This is a genomic window from Burkholderia sp. COPS (genome assembly GCF_019425585.1).
Lineage (GTDB): Bacteria > Pseudomonadota > Gammaproteobacteria > Burkholderiales > Burkholderiaceae > Burkholderia > Burkholderia cepacia.
In genome coordinates this window covers 141710-164510 of the sequence record NZ_WIXR01000016.1, presented here as the reverse complement: position 1 = coordinate 164510, position 22801 = coordinate 141710, and the positions used below count along the sequence as shown (strand labels likewise).

Annotated in this window: 16 protein-coding genes and 1 riboswitch; of the genes, 8 read left to right on the top strand and 8 right to left on the bottom strand. The window is 69.2% G+C overall.

Annotated features, from left to right (window positions below; all coding sequences use genetic code 11):
- Nucleotide 1 precedes the first annotated feature (1 nt).
- The gene (locus FOZ70_RS15735; protein WP_219706213.1) at nt 2–1174 is read right to left on the bottom strand and encodes an EamA family transporter; all 1173 of its coding nucleotides are present in this window, start codon (nt 1172–1174) and stop codon (nt 2–4) included.
- Nucleotides 1175–1678: 504 nt separating this feature from the next.
- Here FOZ70_RS15735 and FOZ70_RS15730 point away from each other — a divergent pair.
- Both FOZ70_RS15730 and FOZ70_RS15725 read left to right on the top strand, forming a co-directional pair.
- On the top strand, nt 1679–2032 hold the full coding sequence (locus FOZ70_RS15730) for a type II toxin-antitoxin system RelE/ParE family toxin (protein WP_042976757.1): 354 nt from the start codon (nt 1679–1681) through the stop codon (nt 2030–2032).
- Complete coding sequence (locus FOZ70_RS15725) at nt 2029–2310, top strand: XRE family transcriptional regulator (RefSeq protein ID WP_021162059.1); 282 nt, start codon at nt 2029–2031, stop codon at nt 2308–2310. Before FOZ70_RS15730 ends, FOZ70_RS15725 begins: the two co-directional genes overlap by 4 nt.
- A 40-nt stretch (nt 2311–2350) precedes the next feature.
- Here FOZ70_RS15725 and FOZ70_RS15720 read toward each other — a convergent pair whose 3' ends face one another.
- The 3 genes from FOZ70_RS15720 to FOZ70_RS15710 form a co-directional block, all read right to left on the bottom strand.
- Nucleotides 2351–3139 carry a molybdopterin-dependent oxidoreductase gene (locus tag FOZ70_RS15720; protein WP_021162060.1) on the bottom strand — a complete coding sequence of 263 codons (789 nt, stop codon included), beginning with the start codon at nt 3137–3139 and terminating at the stop codon, nt 2351–2353.
- A gap of 29 nt (nt 3140–3168) precedes the next feature.
- Nucleotides 3169–3801 carry a cytochrome b/b6 domain-containing protein gene (locus FOZ70_RS15715; RefSeq protein WP_027787939.1) on the bottom strand — a complete coding sequence of 211 codons (633 nt, stop codon included), beginning with the start codon at nt 3799–3801 and terminating at the stop codon, nt 3169–3171.
- A gap of 92 nt (nt 3802–3893) precedes the next feature.
- Nucleotides 3894–4169, bottom strand: a complete 276-nt coding sequence (locus FOZ70_RS15710) for a pentapeptide MXKDX repeat protein (protein WP_027787940.1) — start codon at nt 4167–4169, stop codon at nt 3894–3896.
- A 269-nt stretch (nt 4170–4438) separates the two neighbouring features.
- Nucleotides 4439–4555: riboswitch (TPP riboswitch) on the top strand.
- A gap of 124 nt (nt 4556–4679) precedes the next feature.
- Between FOZ70_RS15710 and thiC the strand changes: the two genes are divergently transcribed.
- From thiC to FOZ70_RS15685, 5 genes are all read left to right on the top strand, one after another.
- Entirely contained in the window at nt 4680–6611 is a 1932-nt protein-coding gene (gene thiC / locus FOZ70_RS15705) for a phosphomethylpyrimidine synthase ThiC (RefSeq protein ID WP_048024440.1), read from the top strand.
- A gap of 249 nt (nt 6612–6860) precedes the next feature.
- The gene (locus tag FOZ70_RS15700) at nt 6861–7073 is read left to right on the top strand and encodes a glycine zipper 2TM domain-containing protein (RefSeq protein ID WP_021162063.1); all 213 of its coding nucleotides are present in this window, start codon (nt 6861–6863) and stop codon (nt 7071–7073) included.
- Nucleotides 7074–7269: 196 nt separating this feature from the next.
- Complete coding sequence (locus FOZ70_RS15695) at nt 7270–7509, top strand: hypothetical protein (protein WP_021162064.1); 240 nt, start codon at nt 7270–7272, stop codon at nt 7507–7509.
- 143 nt (nt 7510–7652) lie between these two features.
- Complete coding sequence (locus tag FOZ70_RS15690; protein WP_021162065.1) at nt 7653–8579, top strand: DMT family transporter; 927 nt, start codon at nt 7653–7655, stop codon at nt 8577–8579.
- 463 nt (nt 8580–9042) lie between these two features.
- The gene (locus FOZ70_RS15685) at nt 9043–10323 is read left to right on the top strand and encodes an EAL domain-containing protein (RefSeq protein WP_021162066.1); all 1281 of its coding nucleotides are present in this window, start codon (nt 9043–9045) and stop codon (nt 10321–10323) included.
- Nucleotides 10324–10381: 58 nt separating this feature from the next.
- On the opposite strand, the gene arfB is transcribed toward FOZ70_RS15685, so the two are convergent.
- From arfB to recC, 4 genes are read right to left on the bottom strand one after another with little or no spacing between them, the layout of a single operon-like run.
- Complete coding sequence (gene arfB / locus FOZ70_RS15680; protein ID WP_021162067.1) at nt 10382–10786, bottom strand: alternative ribosome rescue aminoacyl-tRNA hydrolase ArfB; 405 nt, start codon at nt 10784–10786, stop codon at nt 10382–10384.
- On the bottom strand, nt 10783–13074 hold the full coding sequence (locus tag FOZ70_RS15675; protein ID WP_219706212.1) for an AAA family ATPase: 2292 nt from the start codon (nt 13072–13074) through the stop codon (nt 10783–10785). Before FOZ70_RS15675 ends, arfB begins: the two co-directional genes overlap by 4 nt.
- Nucleotides 13071–16781, bottom strand: coding sequence for an exodeoxyribonuclease V subunit beta (recB, locus tag FOZ70_RS15670; protein WP_219706211.1), 3711 nt, complete (start codon nt 16779–16781; stop codon nt 13071–13073). The genes FOZ70_RS15675 and recB overlap by 4 nt, the downstream gene beginning before the upstream one ends.
- Complete coding sequence (gene recC, locus FOZ70_RS15665; protein ID WP_219706210.1) at nt 16778–20122, bottom strand: exodeoxyribonuclease V subunit gamma; 3345 nt, start codon at nt 20120–20122, stop codon at nt 16778–16780. The genes recB and recC overlap by 4 nt, the downstream gene beginning before the upstream one ends.
- A 181-nt stretch (nt 20123–20303) precedes the next feature.
- Here recC and FOZ70_RS15660 point away from each other — a divergent pair, with 181 nt between their 5' ends.
- Nucleotides 20304–22595 carry an FUSC family membrane protein gene (locus FOZ70_RS15660; protein ID WP_048024433.1) on the top strand — a complete coding sequence of 764 codons (2292 nt, stop codon included), beginning with the start codon at nt 20304–20306 and terminating at the stop codon, nt 22593–22595.
- The last annotated feature ends 206 nt before the right edge of the window (nt 22596–22801 follow it).

The following is a 22801-nucleotide window of genomic DNA, read 5'->3' as shown; positions in this document are numbered from 1 at the left end:
GTCACGCGTCGGTGCGGGGCGCTGCCGGCTCGGCGGCGGGCGGCGGCGCGAACGCCGGCGCCGGATCCACGACCCCGGCGGGATCCATCACGGCAGCCGGAGTCGGCACGGCCAGCGGAACGGCGGAAGGCGCCAGGATCGGTGCCGGATCCGGCACCGCGATCTGCTCGGGCGCGGACGAAGCCTCCGCCGCCGACATGGCTGCCGCGGCCGCCGAACTGGCGGTTGCCGCGCGCGCCGCGGGCCGGCGCGCCGGATCGAACACGAACGACAGCCCGACGCTGCCGAGGATCGCGACGGTCGCGACCACGGTCGCCATCGTCACCGGCTCGCCCAGCAGCAGCGCACCGAGCGCGACCGCGACGATCGGGTTCACGTACATGCAGCTGCTCGCGATGATCGGGCTCGTGTGGCGGATCAGGTAGCCGTACGCAACGTACGCGGCCATCGTGCAGAACACCATCAGGTACAGGAACGCGAACACCGGCCCCACCATCACGTGCTCGATGCGCTCGCCGATCAGCCAGGCGACGAGCGTCGAGATCATGCCGCCCAGACCGATCTGCAGCGACGTCGACAGGAACAGGTCGGACGGAAGCTTGAGCCGCGTCGCGAGATGCGCGCCGCCGGCCCAGAACAGTGCGCCGGCCAGCACGCAGATCGTGCCGAGCGCCGAATTCTGCGCGGCCGCGCCGCCCGAATTCAGCACGACGATGCCGACCATCCCGAGCGCGATGGCCGCCCACTCGCCTTTCGTGACCGGCCGCCCGGCGACCGCCGCGATCACGGTCGCGAACAGCGGCACCGTGGCCACCATCACCGCGGCCGAACCGCTGCTGACCGAACTGATCCCGAGCGCGATCGTGCCGGACGACAGCGCGACGAGCATCGTGCCGACGATCCCCGCATTGCGGATTTCGAGCAGCGTCGGCCATTCGGGCTTGCGCCGCAGCGCGAAGATGAACAGGCCGATCCCGCCGAGCAGGTTGCGCAGCCCCGACAGCAGCAGCGGCGGGAACGACTGCAGCGCGAAATGCAGGCCGCTGTAGGTCGAACCCCAGACGAAATAGATGAACACGAGCGCCAGCGCGACGCGGCCGCCGCGGCTTTGCGGCAGGCGGATCCGGAACGAGAAGCGGGCGAGGAAATCGAGGAGACGGTCGAGCGGCGTCATCGCGCAGCCTGCCCGCACGTCGCGCCGCGTGCTCCGCTGAAAGACGCCGGCGATGCCGGCAAACGGCCCTGGCGGGACCGGGAAGGCAGAGCGAACGTGCGGAACGACATGGCAGTGCGAACGGCGACGAAAGAGAACCGGCAGGCGGCGGCAGAGGGACAAAAAAAATGCGCGCAACCGCTTCGGCTGCGCACGCTCGGCATTATGGCATCAAGGATTCGAAAGCATCATCGGACCTGTCTGAAAGGATCGCGAATGATGTTTCCGCGCGACATTTTACGGCCGGCGGGCGGGTGAAATCGGGGGCCGGATACACCGCGCGCATGCGCTGCCGGTGCCGGCTCGCCCCACTGCCAACGGCAATCCGCCGCGCGCGAGCCAGGCATCGGCCGAACGGCCAGTCCTGCACACCGGCCATGGCTTCCCCCTTATCGTGACGGTCGACTCACGCGCCGCGTGCCCTGCGCGACCTTCGTTCAAAACCCGCCACACCCATACAAAATTTTGTATAATTCGACCATTCTTCCGCCGAAGCCGGTTGTTTTCGTCGGCAGCGCCCTCGCCGATCTTCGCGGTTTTCCGCTGCCCGCGCGACGCGAAGCCGGCCACCAGATCGACCAGGTGCAACGCGGCCTGGCGCCGGACGACTGGAAGCCGATGCGCACCGTCGGCGTCGGCGTGCGGGAAATTCGCCTGCGCGAAACGAGCGGCGCATTCCGGATCATTTACGTCGCGACCTTCGCCGACGCCGTCTACGTGCTTCACTGCTTCAGGAAGCAATCGGCGCGCACGACCAGGGCCGATATCGATCTGGCCGCCCGGCGCTATCGCGCGCTGATGATGGAGAGGAAACGATGACCAACGAACGTTACGAGAGCGTCTGGGACGCAATCGAGGGCCAGCCGGCCGAAGCCGAGAACATGAAGCTGCGCTCCGAACTGATGATCGCACTCAAGCAGCGCATCGCGCAGCTCGAGCTCAGCCAGGCCCAGGCCGCGAAACAGCTGGGTGTCACGCAGCCGCGCGTCTCCGACCTGCTGCGCGGCAAGATCAACCTGTTCGGGCTCGACGCGCTCGTCAACATGGCGGCGGCTGTCGGCCTGCGCGTCGACCTCCAGGTGCGTGAATCCGCGTGATGCGTCGCGGCACGCGCCGCCACCGCATGCCACGCATCGCTCACGATCCGCCGAACCAGTTGTACCCCTGATCCACCCAATAGCCGCCCGGATACGTATCGGTCACGAAGATTTCCATGATGTGCTTCGGGTTCTTGTAGCCCAGCTTGGTCGGCATCCGCAGCTTCATCGGGAAGCCGAATTCCGGCGGCAGCCGGCGGCCGTCGTAGTCGAACGCGAGCAGCGTCTGCGGATGCAGCGCGGTCGGCATGTCGATGCTCTCGTAGTAATCGTCCGCGCACTTGAAGCCCACGTACTTCGCCCGTGTATCGGCGCCGGCCCGTGCGAGAAACGCGCCGAACGGCGTGCCGCCCCAGCGGCCGATCGCGCTCCACCCTTCCACGCAGATATGTCGCGTGATCTGCTCCGCGTGCGGCAGCGCATACAGTTCGTCGAGCGTCCACACGCGCTTGCCCGTCACGCGGCCGGACAGCACGAGCCGGTACGTCGACGCATCGACGTGCGGCACGTCGTCGATCCCGTAGTACGCGTTGAACGGGAACGGTCGCGTGATGTCGGCTTCGGTGTAGGTCGGTGCGAGCCGTTCGCCGCTGAACAGCCACGCCTGCACGCGGTCGTTCATGCGCGACACCGTCTCGAGGAACGTGTTGACCGACGCGTCGTCCTTCAACGTGCAGCCGGTCAGCATCGTCAGGCCGCCGAGCGTCAGGATGCGCCGGTTGAAGAGGCGCCGCGACGGCATCTCGAGCTCGCGGCGCACGTCGAGCTCGAGCGACTTCCGGTCGAGCGTCCAGCGCGAACCGTCGCGCTTGTATTCGGATTCCGACATGATGATTTCCTTCGCCCGCGGCTCGCGGGTCAGCGACCGCGCAGCATCGCGAGCAGCGAGCGCGGCACCAGCAGCGCCATCGCGACGTGAACGACAACGAATGCGACGAGCAGCGACATCGCCCAGAAGTGCACGACACGCGCGTTGTCGTAGCCGCCGAACAATTCGCGCAGCAGCGGGAATTGCACGGATTTCCAGATCGTGAGCCCCGACAGCACCAGCACGACGAGATCGACGATCGCGGTCAGGTAAGCGGCACGCTGCACCGCGTTGTAGACGCTCAGGTCGTCGTGCGACAGCCGTCCGCCCAGCGCGGCACGCACGTCGCGCCATATCGACGCCGGCGTGACCGGCAGCATCTTGCGTGCGAGGCGCCCCGTCGCGATCGACATCGCGAGGTAGAACAGCCCGTTGCCGACCAGCAGCCACATTGCCGCGAAATGCCATTGCAGCGCGCCGCCGAGCCAGCCGCCCAGCGTGATGCCGTGCGGAAACACGAACGGCGGATAGATCGGCGACGCATCGTAGATGCGCCAGCCGGACAGCACCATCAGGATCGCCGCGAGCGCATTGAGCCAGTGGCTCGCGCGCACCCACAGCGGATGAATCGGGCGCGCGGGCGGCGTGGCGGTCGCGCGGCCGGTAGCGGGAACGGTTTGCATGATGAAGACTCCGGGAATGAGTCGACGAGACAGGATGCGGTGCGGGCGGCCGCCGTGCGACGCACGCGCCGGCCGCGCCGCGTCCGCTTCCGTCAGTTCGACGGCGCCATCTTGTCGCCCGACGGCTTGCCCATCTCGTCGTGCGACATCGCGTCCTTCTTCATCGCGTCCTTCTTCATCGCATGCTTTTTCATGCCGTCCTTCTTCATCGCGTCATGGCCCATTGCATCCTTGGCCATCGCGTCGTGGCCCATCGCGTCCTTCGACATCGACGAACCCGGCTGCGACATCGCGTCGTTCTGCGCATACGCGCCCGTGGCGATCGTGGCGATAGCGGCGACGCAAGCGGCGATCAGTACTTTTTTCATGACATCTCTCCAAAACATGGGTTTAAGGAGCCGAATAGACGGACGACGTCGCGGGAAATGACAGCCGCTGCGAAAAAATTTTTTGAGGTTGCGCGAAAGCGCGCCATGTTGCACCGCTTCACCCCGGCCGGCCAAGCCGTGGGGCCATGCAGCGGCGACGCGCGCTGCCATCTCGACGGGCCATCGCACCGCCCGCCATGCTGCGGCCGCACCGGGGCAGCCGATCCTCTCCCGGTTGAAACCGCCGCGAAGCCAGTGTATCGTGTGCGCTGCTAACGCGGGGGTCCTGCAATGCGCGCGGTCAAACAACCGGCATTGCGGGTGAGAAATACCCTTTGAACCTGATCTGGATAATGCCAGCGCAGGGAAGCGTACGGATTTCGCCGCCATCCTTCTGACGAAATCCGCCGCCTCACCAAGCCTCGTCTCCTGCTTAGCTCGAGCCCCACATTCGTCAAGGGCTCCGGGCAAGCGCCGAAGCGCCTGTCCGGCGCTCATACAGGAGATTGCATGAACGCCAATCCGAAGTTTCTGTCCGCCGACGCACACGTCGACGCCGCCGCTGTCGCCCCGCTGCCCAATTCGCGCAAGGTTTATGTAACCGGCTCGCAGCCCGACATCCGCGTGCCGATGCGTGAAATCACGCAGGCCGATACGCCGACCGGCTTCGGCGGCGAAAAGAACCCGCCGATCTACGTGTACGACACGTCGGGCCCCTATACCGATCCGGACGCGAAGATCGACATCCGCGCGGGCCTGGCCGCGCTGCGCCAGGGCTGGATCGAGGCACGCGGCGACACCGAAGTGCTCGGCGGCCTGTCGAGCCAGTACGGCCTCGAGCGCGCGGCCGACCCGGCCACCGCCGACCTGCGGTTCCCGGGCCTGCACCGCAACCCGCGCCGCGCACAGGCCGGCAAGAACGTCACGCAGATGCACTACGCGCGCCAGGGCATCATCACGCCGGAAATGGAATACATCGCGATCCGCGAGAACCAGCGCCGCGCCGAGTACCTCGAAAGCCTGAAGGCGAGCGGCCCGAACGGCGCGAAGCTCGCCGCGATGATGGGCCGCCAGCACCCGGGCCAGGCGTTCGGCGCAGCGGCCTTCGGCGCGAACGCGCCGGCCGAGATCACGCCGGAATTCGTGCGCTCGGAAGTGGCATGCGGCCGCGCGATCATCCCCGCGAACATCAACCACCCGGAATCCGAGCCGATGATCATCGGCCGCAACTTCCTCGTGAAGATCAACGCGAACATCGGCAACTCGGCCGTCACGTCGTCGATCGGCGAGGAAGTCGACAAGATGACGTGGGCGATCCGCTGGGGCGGCGACACGGTGATGGACCTGTCGACCGGCAAGCACATCCATGAAACGCGCGAGTGGATCATCCGCAACAGCCCGGTGCCGATCGGCACGGTGCCGATCTACCAGGCGCTGGAAAAGGTCAACGGCAAGGCCGAGGACCTGACCTGGGAAATCTTCCGCGACACGCTGATCGAGCAGGCCGAACAAGGCGTCGACTACTTCACGATCCACGCGGGCGTGCGCCTGCAGTACGTGCCGCTCACCGCGAACCGGATGACGGGCATCGTGTCGCGCGGCGGCTCGATCATGGCGAAGTGGTGCCTCGCGCATCACAAGGAAAGCTTCCTGTACGAACACTTCGAAGAGATCTGCGAGATCATGAAGGCGTACGACGTGAGCTTCTCGCTCGGCGACGGCCTGCGCCCGGGCTCGATCTACGACGCGAACGACGAAGCGCAGCTCGGCGAGCTGAAGACGCTCGGCGAACTCACGCAGATCGCGTGGAAGCACGACGTGCAGGTGATGATCGAAGGCCCCGGCCACGTGCCGATGCAGCTGATCAAGGAGAACATGGATCTCCAGCTCGACTGGTGCAAGGAAGCGCCGTTCTACACGCTCGGGCCGCTGACCACCGACATCGCGCCGGGCTACGACCACATCACGTCCGGCATCGGCGCCGCGATGATCGGCTGGTTCGGCACCGCGATGCTGTGCTACGTGACGCCGAAGGAACACCTCGGCCTGCCGAACAAGGACGACGTGAAGGAAGGCATCATCACGTACAAGCTCGCCGCTCACGCCGCCGACCTGGCGAAGGGCCACCCGGGTGCGCAGGTGCGCGACAACGCGCTGTCGAAGGCGCGCTTCGAGTTCCGTTGGGAAGACCAGTTCAACATCGGTCTCGATCCGGACAAGGCGCGCGAATTCCACGACGAAACGCTGCCGAAGGATTCGGCGAAGGTCGCGCACTTCTGCTCGATGTGCGGCCCGCACTTCTGCTCGATGAAGATCACGCAGGACGTGCGCGAGTTCGCGGCGCAGCAGGGTGTGTCGGAAACCGAAGCGCTGAAGAAGGGGATGGAAGTCAAGGCGGTCGAGTTCGTCAAGACCGGCGCCGAGATCTATCACCGTCAATAAGCACGCGCGGCGGTCCGCCCGGACCGCTGCGTCTCGCGCTTCGGCGCTGCGCAAGCCCGCTTTCGAGCGGGCTTTTTTGCGCGTGTGCACACCGCGTGCCTGCCGGCGCGAGGGAAACAAATGATTACGAAACCGCCCGAGCCTTAACAAGTCCTTACAGCTGCGCCACGGGACGGCGCGTAGATTGGGGTCATGCGCGGTCGCCAGCCGGTCGCGCGACCTCCGTTCACTACCACAAGGACAACGATCATGAATTCGATTCGGCGTTTTGGGGTATGCGCTCTGCTCGTCGCGACGGTGGCCAGCCTGTCGGCCTGCGATTCGATGTCACGACGCCAGCGCGATACGGCAATCGGTGCGGGTGTCGGCGGCGTCGCCGGCGCGGCGATCGGCGGCAGCGCGCTGTCGACGCTCGGCGGCGCAGCGGCCGGCGGCATCATCGGCAACCAGGTCGGCAAGTAAAAGAGGCGGCGCAGCGCGCCGCGACAGTCGGCCAGACGGCGTTTTCGCGGTGCGGAAGCGCCGTTTTCGCATGCGGCGCCGCAACGTGGCGGGCAGCTCGTGCGGAAATGATCCGTTACCGTTTTGCACACCGTGTCATCGGCGCGCGGCCTAAGCTTAAGCATCTGCCGATTGCCGGCTCCGCCGGAGAGACATCATGAACAGGACCCTCGTCGCCGCGGCGCTCGCCTGCGTGACGCTCGCCGGCTGCTACTACCCGTACGGCTATTATCCCGGCGGTTATTACACGGCTGCACCGGCCCCGGTCTATGTCGATCCGGGCCCCGCCTATTACTATCCGGCACCTGCCTATGCGCCCGCATGGGGCGGCTATTGGGGACCGGCGGTATCACTCAATTTCGGCTTCGGCGGACGCGGCGGCTGGCGCCATCACTGACCGGGCTCGACCGCTGGCACGCGGCTATCCCGTGCCGGCAACGGGCGACATTCCCGTTTCTTGTCATTTCATCGAAACGTGAAACGACGGGCTGGTAACGGGGTGTAAGATTCTCCGCATCCTTTCCCCGCCCCTCACACTCGATGTCGCCCAAGAACGCCCTTCTGCTGACCGTGCTCGCCGCCCTGTGGGGCGCGTCGTTCCTGTTTATCCGGATCGGCGTCGTCGATCTCGGCGTGGCGCCGCTGATGGCGTTGCGGGTCGGTATCGGCGCGCTGTTTCTCGCGGGCTTCGCGCTGACGCGCTTCAAACCCGCCGACCTCGGCACCCGGCTGCGCCGTCACGCGTGGCCGTTGTTCGTCGTCGGCGCACTGAACTCGGGCATCCCGTTCTGCCTGTTCGCGTTCGCCGAGCTGACGCTGTCGGCCGGCGTGACGTCGGTGATCAACGCGACGACGCCGCTCTGGGGCGCGCTCGTGGCCTACCTGTGGCTGAAGGACAAGCTGTCGCTGCCGCGTGCGCTCGGCCTCGTGATCGGGTTCGCCGGCGTGCTCACGCTCGTGTGGAACCAGATCGCGAATGCGCATGGCGAAACGGGCGCCGCGGCGACCGCGCTCGCCGCCGTCGCGGCGCTCGGCGCGACGCTGCTGTACGGTATCGCGGCCAATTACACGAAGCGCAAGCTGACCGGCGTCGATCCGCTCGTCAACGCGACCGGCAGCATGATCGGCTCGACCGTCCTGCTGCTGCCGTTCGCGATCGCCACCTGGCCGGCCGCGCCGGTCAGCGCGCACGCGTGGGGCTCGGTGCTCGCGCTCGGCGTCGCCTGCACGGGCATCGCGTATTTCATCTTCTTCTACCTGATCGCGCATGTCGGCCCCGCCCGCGCCATCACCGTGACGTTCGTGATTCCGGTGTTCGGCCTGCTGTGGGGCGCGCTGTTCCTCGGCGAACACGTGTCGGCCGTGATGATCGAAGGCTGCGCGATCGTGCTCGTCGGCACCGCGCTCGCGACCGGCGTGATCAAGCGGATTCCCGGGATCCGGCCGCGCAGCGGCGAAGCGACCTGACGATTCATTCGGGTGCACGTATCGCCATCGGTCGGGCCGTGATGCGCTCCGACCGGGTGCCGGCCGTTCTCCGCGTCGCCGCGGAAGGTGCCGCAGCACCGCCGGCATTCGTCTGACGGCGCCATGCGCGCGCGGCCCTGCCGGCCGCCGGGATTTCCCGCGTCGCCTCATCGCGCTCACCATGCTCGCCAAACCGCCGGGTCGTCATGTGCGGCGGCGGCGCCCTTCGCGTCGCGGCGATGATGCGCGGCACGCATGCGGGCCGCGCCGGCCGCAGCCGCATACCCGCGTCCGTCTGGAGTTTCCCTGATACGCGAGCGGCCCCGTTCCCGTTACACTCCGAACACTTACCCGCAGAAGGCGGCCTCGATGTCTCACGTCCTTTCGCGTCCGCCGGCGCGTGCGACCGCTTCAGCGCGGCGGCGCGCTACCGCCCCGCCGCTCGCCCCCGGGCTCCGTTGACATGAAGCCCGCCCGCGACCTCTCGCTCGACTCCCTGCTCGACCGTCTCACGCCGACGCCTGGCGGCTGGGTCGCCACCTATCGCACCACGACGCTGCGCAGCGTGTTCCAGCCCGTGCTGTCGATCACGCACAAGCGGGTCGTCGGTTACGAGGCGCTGCTACGTGTCGTCGACGCGAACGGCGCACTGATCTCGCCCGCCGCGCTGTTCGACAAGACGCGCGCCGACGCCGACGCGCTGCTGCTCGACCGGCTCGCGCGCTGCCTGCATACGGCCAACTTCGTCGCGCAGGGCATCGGCGACGGCTGGCTGTTCCTGAACGTCACGCCGCGCGTGCTCGATTCGGGCCTCGTGCAGCGCGAATTCGTCGAGGCGCTGTGCCGGCATTTCGCGCTGCCGCCGAACCGCATCGTGCTGGAGGTGGTCGAACAGCCGTCGCGCGACGAAGCCGCGCTCGCCCGCACGATCGACATGATCCAGCATCGCGACTTCCTGATCGCGATCGACGATTTCGGCACCGGATTCTCGAACTTCGACCGCGTGTGGCGCGCGCGCCCGGACATCGTCAAGCTCGATCGCTCGCTCGTCGAACGCGCGACCGGTTCGGCCGACGATCGCCGCATCATGCATCACCTCGTGTCGATGCTGCACCAGGCCGGCGCGATGGTGCTCGCCGAGGGCGTCGAAAACGACGATTCGCTGCAGGCACTGATGGAAGCCGACATCGATTTCGTGCAGGGTTTCCAGTTCGGCCAGCCCGACGCATCGATCGCCCACGCCAGCGCGGCAGCACCCGCGATGCTCGACGCCGCGTGGCAGCGCTTCATCGCCCGCCGGCACACGCCGGTCGTCGCCGAGCAGCCGGGCTTCGACGCGATCGAGCGGCTGGTGCTGACCGGCGCGGCCGCGTTTTCCGCGAGCGGCAACCTGCAGGACGCCGCGCAACGCGTGTTCACGGTGCCGGCCGCCCGCCGCGTGTTCGTCACCGACGAAACCGGCGAGCAGTTCCTGCCGTCGATCGGCGCGCCCGCCGACGATGGCCAGGCCGGCGTCACCCGCCTCGCACCGCTCTTTCCGGAGACCCACAGCAACTGGTCGCGGCGCCCGTATTTCCAGCGCGCGATCGCCGCGCCCGGACGCGTCGCGCTGATGGGCCCGCACTTCTCGCTGACGGAAGGCCGCGACTGCTATACGGCCGCCGTCGCGATCCGCGCGCAGAGCCGGCTCGTCGTGTTCTGCGTCGACTTCGTACTCGACAGCGCCGGCACCGTGATGCGGTAACCGGCGCGGGTGCGAGCGCCCGGGTGCCGCACCCGCGGTTCGTCCGCCCGGCCATTCGTCAGTCGATCACCTTCCCTCTTCCCGACTTCACCGCGCTGCGGCGCGACTTGTGCTCGAGCCGCCGCTCCTTCGACGCGCGCGTCGGCCGCGTGGCGACCCGTGCGCGCGGCGTGAACGCAACGCCGGCGATCAATGCATCGAGGCGCGCCAGCGCGGCCTCGCGGTTTTTCTCCTGGGTGCGGTATTCCTGCGACTTGATCACGACGATGCCGTCGCGCGTAATGCGCTGGTCGGACAGCGCGAGAAGCCGCTCCTTGATGACAGGCGGCAACGACGACGCGCGGATGTCGAAGCGCAGGTGAATCGCGCTCGACACCTTGTTCACGTTCTGCCCGCCGGCGCCTTGTGCGCGCACGGCCGTCCATTCGACCTCGGCCGGATCGAGCGTATAGCGGATCATCATCGCGACGCCTCCATGCGGCGCCGTGCAAGCGCCTCGTCGACGCGTGCCGCGAGCCCCGAATCGCGCTGCGTGCGCGTCGCGACCGCCTGCGCCAGCACGCGCCGCGGCCCGATCACCTGCACGCGCGTACGGGCACGCGTGACGGCCGTATAGACGAGTTCGCGCGTGAGCACGCGGCCGAACGATGCCGGCAGCACGAGCGCGGCTTCGTCGAATTCCGAGCCCTGCGATTTGTGGACCGTCAGCGCGAACGCGGTTTCGTGCGGCGGCAGCGCAGCCGGCGACACCGCGCGCGCGGTGCCGTCCGCACGCCGGAACCACACGCGCAGCACGCCGTGCGCGTCGGGCAGCGCAATGCCGATATCGCCGTTGAACAGCCCGAGCGCGTAGTCGTTGCGCGTCACCATGATCGGCCGCCCCGTGAACCAGTGCGCGCCGACCGCCAGCGGCACGCGCGCCGCGTGGCGCACGTGCGCGGCCACGAGCGCATTGACGTGCTCCGCGCCGCGCAAGCCGCTGCGGGTCGCGCACAGGATCCGGAACCGGTTGAGCGCGTCGAACAGCGGCAGCGGATCGGGCACCGGCGCGGCCAGCGCGTCGCGCAACGCGTCGAGGTAAGCACCGAACCGCCGAGCGAGCCGCTCGAGCGTCGACGTCGCGAGCGACTCGCCCGCATCGTCATGGAATGACGCGGCCGCCAAATCGTCGGCGGGCAACGCGTCGAGCGCGGCCTGCACGTCGCCGCTGCGGATCGCGAGCGACAGCCGCCCGATCGGCGAATCGAGGCCGAAGCGGTAGTTGCGTTCGAGCCAGACAACGCAGTCGGCGAGCGGTGCGGGTGCGGGCGTGGGCGCGGCGGACGCGGCGGCGGGTTCCGCCGGCGGGTTCGATTTGACCGACGCAAGCGGCACGTCGCCTGCGTCGAACGGCGGCAGCTCGACGGCGTCGAGCCACGCCAGTTCGTCGACCTCGATCCATGCGGAAGGCTCGCCTGCATCGTCAGCTTCACCGGTTTCGGCCGGCGGCGGCGCGACGTTGGACGACGAAACTTCGTCATCCTGCGGTTCGTCGTCGAAGAGCGATGCCTGTCTCGCATCGGCCTTCCGTCGCGACGCCGGCTTGCGTGTGGCGACAAGCGCCGATGGCGGCGCCGGGGCGCGGGCCGCGGCGGAAACCGGATGCCCGGCGGGAACGGCCGCGGCCACGGTCGCGGCCTCGTCCTGCACCGGCAGCGCCGCGACGAATGCCGCCTCGTCGATGCCGAGCGCCTGCGCGATGCGCGTGCGCGCCGCGGCGGTAAACGCCGGCCGCGCGCTCAGCTCCGCGAATACGGCACCCGCCTCGACCGCGGCCAGTTGATCCTTGTCGCCGAGCAGCACGAGCCGCGCCCCCGGCGCGAGCGCATCGAGCAGATGCGCGGCGAGCGCGACGTCGATCATCGATGCCTCGTCGACGACGATCAGGTCGTAGGGCAGCGGATTGTCGCGATGATGCCGGAAACCGGCCGCCCCGCCGCCGCCCAGCAGCCGGTGCAGCGTGTACGACGTATCGGGCAGGCGCGCCGCGAGTTCGGGCGGCAGGTCGCCCGCCCGCGCATGCAGTGCTTCCTGCATCCGCTGCGCGGCCTTGCCGGTCGGCGCGGCCAGCGCGACGCGCAGCCCCGGATGCGCATCGAGCAGACAGGCCAGCACGCCGACGACGGTCGTCGTCTTGCCCGTACCCGGGCCACCGCTGACGATCGTCACGCGGCCGGTCAGCGCGACGATCGCCGCGACGCGCTGCCAGTCGACTTCGCCGTTCGCCGGCCCGAAGTAACGCGCGAGACTGTCGCGCAGCCGGTCGGGCGCCAGACCTTCGTCCGGCATGGTCGCACCGGCCTGCGCGACGAGCGCATCGGCGAGCCGCCGTTCGTAGTCGAAATAGCGCGACAGGTACAGGTGGTCGTGGCGGTCGACGATCAGCGGCCGCTCGTCGCCACGCGCGAGCGTGCCGAACGCGACCACGCCGCTCGCGGCGAGCGCCGCGCGAACCTCGTCGAGCGGTGTTTCGTAGCGCTGCGCGAGCGCGCCGAGCGCGACGCACACGTGGCCGCCCGCGGTCGCACGACTCGTCCCGAACGCGGCGCGCGCCGCCCAGCGCGCGGCCGCGGCCGGCGCGCCGGCGCGGCGAGCGAGATCGCCGATCCGCCGCGCGAAACCTTCCGCGAGCGCGATGCCGAAATCGGCGGGCTCGGGCAGCCGCGCGACGAGGCCGCCGGTGAATTCGAGCGTATCGTCCTGCGCGTTCATGCGCGGCCCCCTTCCATCATCCGGTCGAGTGCGTCGACAAGCGCACGCGCGGGCCGCCGCGCATGCACGCCGGCCGGCTCGCCGCCGCTGCGCCAGCCGGGCCGTACACCCCGCACGAACAGGTACAGGTAGCCCGCGACATGCGTGTCGTAGTCGTAATCGGGCAGCCGCCCGCGCAGGTAGCGATGCAGCGCGACCGTATAGAGCAGCGCCTGCAGGTGATACGCGTGGTCGGCCATCGCGACGTCGAGCGCGCGCGGGCCGTAGGCGTCCGGCGTCGTGCCGAGATGGTTCGACTTCCAGTCGACGATCCAGAAGCGGCCGTCGTGTTCGACGATCATGTCGATGAAACCCTTGATGAAACCGGCGAGCATGCCCGCCTCCAGTGCAACGTCCGGGTAGCCGTGCGCGACCAGCAGGCGGCGCAGCGCCATCAGGTCGAGCGACGGCGCCGGGAACAGGAACCCCATTTCGTCGAGCCGCTTCGCGGGATCGAGATCGACGAGCCGCATGCCCGGCACGAGCTCGGTGTGCACGACGTCATCGACCAGTTGCGCCATCATCGCCGGCAGACGTGTCGCGAGTTCGGGCCCGGCCTCGACCGGCCGATCGTGCAGCGCACCGAGCGCGGCCTTCGGCCACGACTCGGGCTCCGTGAACCGGCTGAGCTCGAACAGGCGGTGCAGGCACTCGCCGGCCGCCGCGCCGCGCGGGAACACGAGGATGTCGTCGTCCGGCGGTTCGGGCGCAACCGTATCGGCCAACAGCCATTCGGCATCCGGCGCGACCGCGGCAAGCGCATCGTGGTCGGGCCGCAGTTCGTCATCCGGCACGGCCGCGACGCCCGCCTCCTCGCGCGCCATCGACGCGGTCAGCGAACTGAAGCTGGCCATCCGCCAGGCATCGCGCAGCACGCGCGTCGCATGGCGCGCCGCGAGCGTTTGCGACGCGTCGTGCCCGGCCGCCAGACGCTCGGGGCGCGCAGGCGCCGGCAGCGGCGCGACGCTCACGGGGCCGCCCGCGAGCGCATGCCACGCCGAATCGAGCGCGGCTTCATCGGGCGGCTCGTCGAGCCACGCATCGAACGCCTGGCCGGCGCCGGCGACGAGCCAGTTCAGCACGCTGCGTCGCGCCTCGCGCGTCGAGCGCGACGACAGGTACGGCCCGGCGACGACGTAGCAGCGATAGACCGCACGCGTGAGCGCCACGTAGACGAGCCGTGCGCGTTCCGCGGCCTGCTCGCGCAGCGCTTGCCGCGCCGCGTGCGCGGCCGCCTCGTCGTCGCACCCGTAATGCAGCACCGCGTCGCCCGCATCGTCGTGGTATTCGCGCGCATCGGGCAACGCAGACGCGGGCGGCTCGCGCAACCCGCCATCGTTCAGGAACGGACAGAACACGATCGCGTATTCGAGGCCTTTCGACTTGTGCACGGTGACGATCTGCACGAGGTTGCGATCGGATTCGAGCCGCAACTGCGCTTCCTCGCCGCCGCCGTCGAGCCGTTGCGCGGCAAGCCAGCGCAGCGTCGGCGCGATGCCCGGCTGCGCGGACGCGCGTGCCTGCGTCAATTCGGCCAGATGGTTGATGTCGGTCACGCGACGCTCGCCGTCCGCGCCGGCCATCAGCCGCTCGGCGATCCGCAATTCGCGCGTGAACGTGCGCCACATCACCGCGAAACCGCGTTCGCGCCACAGCAGCCGGTACCGCGAGAAGCGCTCGACCCAGCTCATCGCGTCGGCACTGTCGGCCGCGGACGCTTCGTGTGACGCATCACCGTCGCCCTGCTCCATCCGCCACAGTGCGCCGGCATCGAGGCCGAACCAGTCGGCTGCGAGCGCCGCGCGCAGCCGCCGCAGGTCGCCCGGCGCATCGATCGCGGCCAGCACGCGTTCAAGCTGCTCCGCGTCGCCGGTCGAGAACACCGAGGCCTGCGCCAGTTCCACGCTGCCGATGCCCCACGTGGCCAGCACGCGCTTCACGAGACTGCCCTGCCGGTGCGTCTGCACGAGCACCGCGATATCGCCCGGCGACAGCGGCGACTCGCCGAGCCGCACGCGCCCTTCGCGCGCGCCCCGCATCAGGCGGGCTATCTCGGCGGCGCAGGCCTGCGCGGCCTGTGCCTGCGCATCACGCTTGAGCAACGTGCCTTCACCGCCAGGCAACGCCCACACCCGGAAGTCGCCGGACGGGCCCGGATCGGTTTCGTCGACGAACGGCGCGCGCACGCGCGTGCCGGCACGCACCGCGTAATAGTCGAGCCCGTCGAGCACGAACGCGCGCGGATTCGACATGAAGAAGCGGTTGCACGCATCGACGATCGCGGGCGTCGAACGCTGGTTGACCGCGAGCGTGTAGCACGCGCTCGCCCGCGCGCGCGCCGCCAGATAGGTATGCAGATCGGCCGCGCGGAAGCTGTAGATCGCCTGCTTCGGATCGCCGACGAGGAATAGCGGGCCGCCCGGCGCGAAGATCCGGTCGAAGATCGCGAACTGCAGCGGGTCGGTATCCTGGAACTCGTCGATCAGCGCGGCCGGATAGCGCGCGCGCAGCGTCTCGGCGAGCCACGGATGCGCATGCAGCGCGTGGTACAGGTTCGCCAGCAGATCGTCGAACGACACGATGCGCCGCGTGCGCTTGCGCTCGGCCAGCTCGCCCGGCGCCATGTCGAGCCATTCGGCGATCAGCGCGAGCCAGCGCGCGCGCTGCGCGGCTTCAGCCGCCGCCACGGCCGCCTCGAGCGCGTCCGCCACGTCGAAGAACGCGTGTTCGGGCGTCGCGCCGCCTTTTTTCGTCGCCTTCACGAGCGCGGTGCGCGTGAGCTTCAGCGCGGCCTTCGGCAGCGCAGCCGTCGCGTCGCCCTGCGCGAAATGCGCGGCCCATGCGGCGAGCGCATCGGCAACCGCTTCGGGTTTGTGCGAACGCTGGTTGAGCGCGGGCTGCGCGGCGCGCAGCAACGCATCGATCGCTTCGCGCTCGGCCGCCCACATCCGCCCGGCCTCCGCGAAGCATTCGGCCGCGGCGGCCTCGGCCGATTCGTCGGGCTCGGTCACGCCGTCCCAGCGCAACGCGGCGAGCGGCTTCTTCAGCCGGCGCGCGAGCTGCGCGTCGAGCGCGGCCGGCCCGGCGCCCGATTCGACGAGCCAGGTCGCGAAACCCGGCCAGCGCGCGGCCGCCGGTTCGACGCGCGTGCGCCAGAAATCCGCCGCGAGTTCGAAGCGCAGCGACGCATCGTCGGCCTCCATGTCGAACGCGAACGGCATCGCGGCCGCGAACGGCGCTTCCTGCAGCGCGCGCTGGCAGAACGCGTGGATCGTATGGATGGCCGCCTGATCGAACGCGCGCAACGCACGCCGGATCCGTTTCGCGGCCGTTTCGGAATCGAGCTCGCCACCTTCGCCGAGCGTCGTCTCGAGCAGGCGCTCGATGAACGGATCGCCGCCGTCGTCACCCGTGTCGAGCGCATGCGCAAGCTGCGCGAGCCGGCCGCGAATCCGCTCGTGCAGCTCCGCGGTCGCCGCTTTCGTGAAGGTCACGACGAGGATTTCGTCCGCGCCGAGATCCTTTTCCAGCAGCAGGCGCACATAGAGCGCGCAGATGTTCCAGGTCTTGCCGGTGCCGGCCGATGCCTCGATCTGGTTGACGCCATCGAGCGGACACGCGAACACGTCGAGTTCGAGCGCCTGCTGCGGCTGCGACACGGCGCTCATGCGACCTCCTTCAGATGCTCGACGAGCGGATCGAACACGAGCCGCGCGAGCGTGGCGAACGGCTCGTCGAGCGACGCATGCGCGCCGCGCCATGCGATCGCGATGGCCGGATCGTCGGCTTCGCTCACGACCCGCTCGTTGATCCAGACACTCGCGGCCTTGGCCTCGCCGTCGGACACCCGCGCCCATGCGCTGCGCGGAAAGAACCGCAGCGGCATGCGCCGCCCCGCGCGAAACAGCGCGGCAAGCGGTGCGAGCTGCTCGAGCGGCGCGGCGACCGGCGTCAGCTCGAACGCGCCGCCGCTGCCGAACCACAGCGTGCGGCGCGGGCCGCCGGGCTCGATCGCGCAGTAGACGAGATGCGCAAGCCACGCGGACAGGTAGTCGCGCGCACTCGGCCTCGCATAACGGTAGATGATCTGCCCGGCCTGCGTCAGCCGGTTCAGCGTGCCGTGCAGTTCAAGCGGTGCGCTCACCGCGTCACCCGACAGCAGCGCGTCGTGCGTGCCGAACAGCGTCTGCTCGGTGTCGGGCCACGCGGGCACGACGGTGAGCGTGAACGACCGCCGCTCCATCCCGTCGGCCAGCGCACGACGCACGTTCGATGCCAGCTGCGTCATCGAGCCGAGCGCCTGGTCGCGCCACACGGCGCCTGTCGCGCCGCCCGGCAGTTCGGGGCTCGCGTCCGCGATGCGCAGCGCGTGATCGTGCACGCCGCCCTCGTCCGATTCGATCAGCAGCGGCAGCACGCGCTCGGCGAGCGCATCGCTGCCGGCGAAGTCGAGCGCGAACGGTTCCGTATCGAGCAGTTCGGCCTGCGCGTCGGCAAGCACGATGCCGAGCCGGCCGCGCAGCAACGCACGCGCCGGATGGCGCCAGAAGCGTTCGAATTCGCTGAATGCGACAGGCTCGACCGGCTCGGCCGGCAGCGGCTGCGCGAAGAACGGCAATTCGCGCGGGCCGTCGCGCGACGCTTCGGCGGCGAGCAGCGACGCGAGCGTCGCCCGCTCGGCGTCATAGGACACGAGCGCGCTGCCGGGCTGGAAATACGCGGCCGCGAACGGCTGCAGCGGATGCTCGACGATGAACGCGCGCCGCGCGGCATCGACTGCGTCCGGCGCGGCGTCTGGGCCCGCCGTGACGAGCGCGAGATGGTCGAGCAATTCGTCGACGAGTGCCGCGGGCGGCAACGGCGCGTTGTCGCGAATGCTGCGGCCCGTATAGGCAATCAGCAACCGGTCGCGTGCGGCGAGCAGCAGGTCGAGAAACAGGTTGCGCTCGTCGTCGCGGCGCTGGCGATCGCCGAGTTTCGGCAACACGGCCATCAGGTCGAATTCGTCCGCGCGCGCGAGGCTCGGCAGCACGCCGTCGTCCATCCCGAGCAGGCAGACGACGCGATACGGCAGCCCGCGCAGGCTCGTCAGCGACGAGAACGTGACGCCGCCCCACGGCACCCCGCCGCGCGCCGGATCGTCGAGCGCGGCGGCCAGCCCGGCCCGGACGACGGCTGCCGGCAGCGCTTCGTCGGGCGCCCCCTCCGTCATCGCGGCCAGCATCGCGTCGAGTGCGTCGCGCACGCCCGCGAGCGCATCCGCATACGCGGCGCCCGAATCGAAGAAACGCGCAAGCGTGTCGGCGAACAGTTCGCTCCAGCCGTGCGGCGTATGCGATTCGGCCAGCCGCCGCGCGAAGCCGTCGAGATCGTCGGTGAAGCGTGCGAGCCGGCCGAGCAGCTCGGCCTCGCTGCCGGTGGCCGCCTCGATCGGCAGCCACGCGCCGACCGGCGCCGCGCCTTCCGGCATCGCGTAACCGAGAAAGAGCCGCGCGAGCGCATCGGAGAACGTATGACGCGGCGACGGCACGGCCGCATCGTCGCTCGCGAGCGGCGACAGCCCACGCCGCGCGCCGGCGGCCGCGAGCCAGGTCTGCACCGTCTCGAGCGCCGTCGCATCGATGCCGTAGCGTGCCGCCACCGCGTCGACACGCAGCCATTCGACCAGCTCGGGCGCACCGACCTGCCGCTCCGGCAACGCGAGCCAGTCGAGCAGCACGCGCGCGACCGGGTTCGCCTGCGAAGGCGGCAGGCCGGTGATGCGGTACGGCACGCGCGCACCGCCACTGCCGGCCGTGCCGAACACGGCGTCGATCAGCGGGCCGGCCGCCGCGAGATCGGCGACCGCGACGAGCACGTCGGACGGCTGCAGGCTCGCGTCGGCGTCGAACCAGGCGAGCAGCCGGTCGTGCAGCACCTCGAGCTGGCGTGCGAGGCTGTGGCACACGTGCACCTCGATGCCGCGCTCGGCCGGGGCATCGCCGGCTTCGGCCTCGGGCCGCAGCTCGAGGATCGCGTTCTGCACGCGCGCGAGCCAAGTCGGCGCGGGATTCTCGACGAAACGCGACGCGTCGCCCGACGCGGCGCTTTCAGTCAGTTCGTGCAGCATGTGCAGTTGCGCCTGGGTCTGCCGGCCCCATTCGGCGAGCAGCGGATGGCCGACCTCCTGGTAGTCGAGGCGCCCGGCCGCGTCGAGCGCCTCGGCATGCGCGGCGGTCACGATGTCGAACCAGAATTCGCGGCACGGGTTCAGCGCGTAGACGCGCACGTCGATCCAGCGCGACAGTTCGCGCAGCAACGCGACGTGCAGCGGCGGCATCGTCGGCAGCGCGAACACGCTGACCGATTCCGGCCAGTGCGTGCGTGCGCGCGCGACGGTTTCGGGATCGAGATGGCGCGCCTCGACGAGGAAGCGGTGCGCCGGCGGCGTGCCGCTGTCGCTCAGCTCGGCAAGCAGCGCGCGCCACAGCGCGGCCTGCCAGCGCTCGTCGTCGCGCGCGGCGTCGCTGATCCCGCGCGGCGCGCCGTCGCCCGCGAGCACGGACTCGCCGGCCTGCCACGCGGCGAGCCACTCGGGACGATAGGTCAGGTAATGGTCGAGCACGGCCGCGACGCGGTGGGCAAGCTCGTAGCGCATCGCATCGTCGGACGCGGACAGATACGCGGCCAGCCGCGGCGACGCGAGCCACGGCGCACCGTCGGATGCCTGCGCGAACAGCCGGTAGCAGCGCCACACGAGGCGGTCGGGCGCGAACGGCGAACGGGCGGGCACCGTCAGCACGCGGCCGATCTGCGCCCACAGCCACTGCGCGAGATACGTGAACTCGACGTTCGCGCATACGCCGTTGCGCGCGGCGATGTCGAGCTCGAGGCGACGGCGCAGCGCCGCGCTCGGCACGATGACCTGTTGCGGCGCCCACGGGCCGTTGCGGGCCGGGAACGCGGCCAGATCCTCGAGCAGCGCGTCGGCCAGCGTTTCGTGACGGTTCGAATAGAAGAGATGGAGCATGAAGCAGGCGTCGGAACCTCGCGCGGGCAGGGCCGGGCGAACAGGATCACCAAGGATAGCAAATGGACCGCCTCCGCGAACCTCGGCCGGAAAGCCAGGTTTTGCGGACCGCGAAATACGATAGACTCGTCGCCAGTCAATACGCCGCCCCGGGCGTCTTCGTCAGCCATTCAGTCCATCGATGCGCTATTCGGTCGAAATCAGAAAGTTTTTCTACAGCCAGTACTTTTTCGGCGGCCTGCGGATCGCGGTCGGCGTGTCGCTGCCGGCCGTGCTGTGCCTGATCGTGTTTCACAACCGCGAGCTCGGCTTCACGATCTCGACCGGCGCGCTCGGCGCCTGCGTCGTCGACATGCCGGGCCCGCTCAAGTACAAGCACAATGAAATGCTCGCGTGCAGCGTGATCGGCTTTCTGGCCGCGCTCGCGACCGGCCTTGCCACACCGAACATCTTCGTGCTGTGGCTCACCATCGTGCCGCTCACCTTCGTGCTGTCGCTGATCGTCGTCTACGGCAACCGCTGGCCGCAGATCAGCTTCGCAACACTGTTCATGATGGTGATGACGCTGGAGGAGAAATTCACGCCGCTGCAGGCGTTCATCAACGCCGGCTGGATTCTCGCGGGCGGCCTCTGGTACACGTACTGGGCCACGCTCGTGTCGCGATGGCAGGCGCGCCGGATCGAGCAGCAGGCGCTGGCCGAGAGCCTGTTCGCCTGCGCCGACTACCTGCTCGCGCGCGCGCAGTTCTACGACCTCGATGCCGATCTCGACGAGTGCTACCGCAATCTCGTCGCCAAGCAGATCACGGCGGTCGAAACCCAGGAAACCGCGCGCGACATCGTGCTGCGCAACCTGCCGAAACTGCGCCGCGGCAAGCTCGATCCCGGCCGCACGACGATGTACAACCTGTTCATCAACAGTGTCGACCTGCACGAGCTGTTCGTCGGCGCGCACACCGATTACCCGCTGGTGCGCAACACGTTCGGCGGCTCGGACCTGATCATCTTCTATCGCGACCTGATCCGCAAGGCGGCCGCCGATCTCGAGGAGATCGGCCTCGCGGTGCTCGAAAACCGCGCCCCGCATTCGCGAATCAGCGTGAAGGCCGAGCTGCGCGCGATCGAGTACGAGATCGAGCTGATGCGCAAGAAGAACTTCCCGGCCACCAACGCGGAGGCGTATGCGGCCGTGCTCGCCACGTTCCGGCGCATCTGGAGCGCGACGCGCCTGATCGACCGGATGCGCCGCAACCTGTCGGGCCACGCCGATCCGCAGCAAACCGAACTGAAGATCGACAAGGCGCTCACGCGCTTCCTGCAGCGCCGCCGGATGTCGCCACTCCTGATCTTCTCGAACCTGAACATGCGTTCCCCGAGCTTCCGCCACGCGCTGCGCGTGACGATCGCGGTGGCAGTCGGGTTCTGGCTCGGCCGGCTGCTGCCGCTCACGAACGCGTACTGGATCGTGATGACGACCATCATCATCCTGAAACCCGGCTACTCGCTCACCAAGCAGCGCAACGCACAGCGGATCATCGGCACGCTGATCGGCTGCGCGGCCAGCATCGCGCTGATCTACACGGTGAAGGAGCCGCACCTGCTGATCGCGATCATGTTCGGGTCGATGGTGATGAGCTACAGCCTGCTGCTGTTCAACTACGCGGCGAGCGTCGTGTTCACGTCGTCGTACGTGCTGCTGATGTTCCACCTGCTCGCGCCGGGCAGCATGCGGATCATCGGCGAGCGCGCGATCGACACCGTGGTCGGCTGCATGATCGCGATCGCCGCGAGCCGGCTGTTCCCGTACTGGGAATACCGGCTGATGGGCAAGCAGGTGGCCGACATGCTCACCGCGACCCGCAAGTATTTCGAGGCGGTGTGGCGCGCCGGGCGCGGCGTGTCGCCGCCGCCCGTGCCGGCCGCCGACGGCGCGGCCGTCGTGCCGGTCGTCGCCGCGGCCATCGAGGCGCCGGCCACGACCCTCGACGACGACTACCGCTACCGCCTCGCGCGCAAGGACGTACACATCGCGTTCGCGAATCTCGGGCAGGCGTTCCAGCGGATGATGATCGAGCCGAAGGCGCACCAGCGCTTCGTGCCGGAACTGAACGACCTGCTCGTGCAGACCCACGTGCTCGGCGCGCAGATCACGGCCGCCGCGCCGCTGATCCGCACGGCCTGCGCAGCCGACGGCAACATCCTTCACGACGACGCGCTGCACCGCGGCCTCGCCGCCGTGCTCGACAATCTCGAGAAGGCCGAGGCCGGCGAGCCGCCGCCCGCCGATCAGCTCGACGCGTCGAAGCAGATCACGCGCGACCTCGACGCGATGGTCGTGTCCGCGGAGAAATCCGATGCGGTGGGTGCCGAGCTCACGCACGACCTGAAGGTACTCGCACATCAGTGCAAGCAGATGCTCGCGTCGTCGCTGCTGATCCGCAAGGATGCAAGCGTGATCCGCCTGCCCGCCTGACCGCGGATTTACCCCGCCGGTGGCCGGCCCGCGCATGCCGCGGATCGGCCACCGGCGCTCCCCGATTCAGCGATCCCCGAAGCATGACCCGAGCTTTCCAGGCGGCCCGCGCCTTCCATGCGCGACCGCCCGTCCCCCTGTTGCGCCCGTCGCGCCAGTCAGGGAATACCCGATTCCAGTCACCCGGCCCGGCTTGTTATCATTCG

Excerpts from the sequence above, each read along its gene's own strand:
- FOZ70_RS15735 (WP_219706213.1), bottom strand. The coding sequence starts at position 1,174 with ATGACGCCGCTCGACCGTCTCCTCGATTTCCTCGCCCGCTTCTCGTTC.
- FOZ70_RS15725 (WP_021162059.1), top strand. The coding sequence starts at position 2,029 with ATGACCAACGAACGTTACGAGAGCGTCTGGGACGCAATCGAGGGCCAG.
- FOZ70_RS15720 (WP_021162060.1), bottom strand. The coding sequence starts at position 3,139 with ATGTCGGAATCCGAATACAAGCGCGACGGTTCGCGCTGGACGCTCGAC.
- FOZ70_RS15715 (WP_027787939.1), bottom strand. The coding sequence starts at position 3,801 with ATGCAAACCGTTCCCGCTACCGGCCGCGCGACCGCCACGCCGCCCGCG.
- FOZ70_RS15710 (WP_027787940.1), bottom strand. The coding sequence starts at position 4,169 with ATGAAAAAAGTACTGATCGCCGCTTGCGTCGCCGCTATCGCCACGATC.
- thiC (WP_048024440.1), top strand. The coding sequence starts at position 4,680 with ATGAACGCCAATCCGAAGTTTCTGTCCGCCGACGCACACGTCGACGCC.
- FOZ70_RS15700 (WP_021162063.1), top strand. The coding sequence starts at position 6,861 with ATGAATTCGATTCGGCGTTTTGGGGTATGCGCTCTGCTCGTCGCGACG.
- FOZ70_RS15695 (WP_021162064.1), top strand. The coding sequence starts at position 7,270 with ATGAACAGGACCCTCGTCGCCGCGGCGCTCGCCTGCGTGACGCTCGCC.
- FOZ70_RS15690 (WP_021162065.1), top strand. The coding sequence starts at position 7,653 with ATGTCGCCCAAGAACGCCCTTCTGCTGACCGTGCTCGCCGCCCTGTGG.
- FOZ70_RS15685 (WP_021162066.1), top strand. The coding sequence starts at position 9,043 with ATGAAGCCCGCCCGCGACCTCTCGCTCGACTCCCTGCTCGACCGTCTC.
- arfB (WP_021162067.1), bottom strand. The coding sequence starts at position 10,786 with ATGATGATCCGCTATACGCTCGATCCGGCCGAGGTCGAATGGACGGCC.
- FOZ70_RS15675 (WP_219706212.1), bottom strand. The coding sequence starts at position 13,074 with ATGAACGCGCAGGACGATACGCTCGAATTCACCGGCGGCCTCGTCGCG.
- recB (WP_219706211.1), bottom strand. The coding sequence starts at position 16,781 with ATGAGCGCCGTGTCGCAGCCGCAGCAGGCGCTCGAACTCGACGTGTTC.
- recC (WP_219706210.1), bottom strand. The coding sequence starts at position 20,122 with ATGCTCCATCTCTTCTATTCGAACCGTCACGAAACGCTGGCCGACGCG.
- FOZ70_RS15660 (WP_048024433.1), top strand. The coding sequence starts at position 20,304 with ATGCGCTATTCGGTCGAAATCAGAAAGTTTTTCTACAGCCAGTACTTT.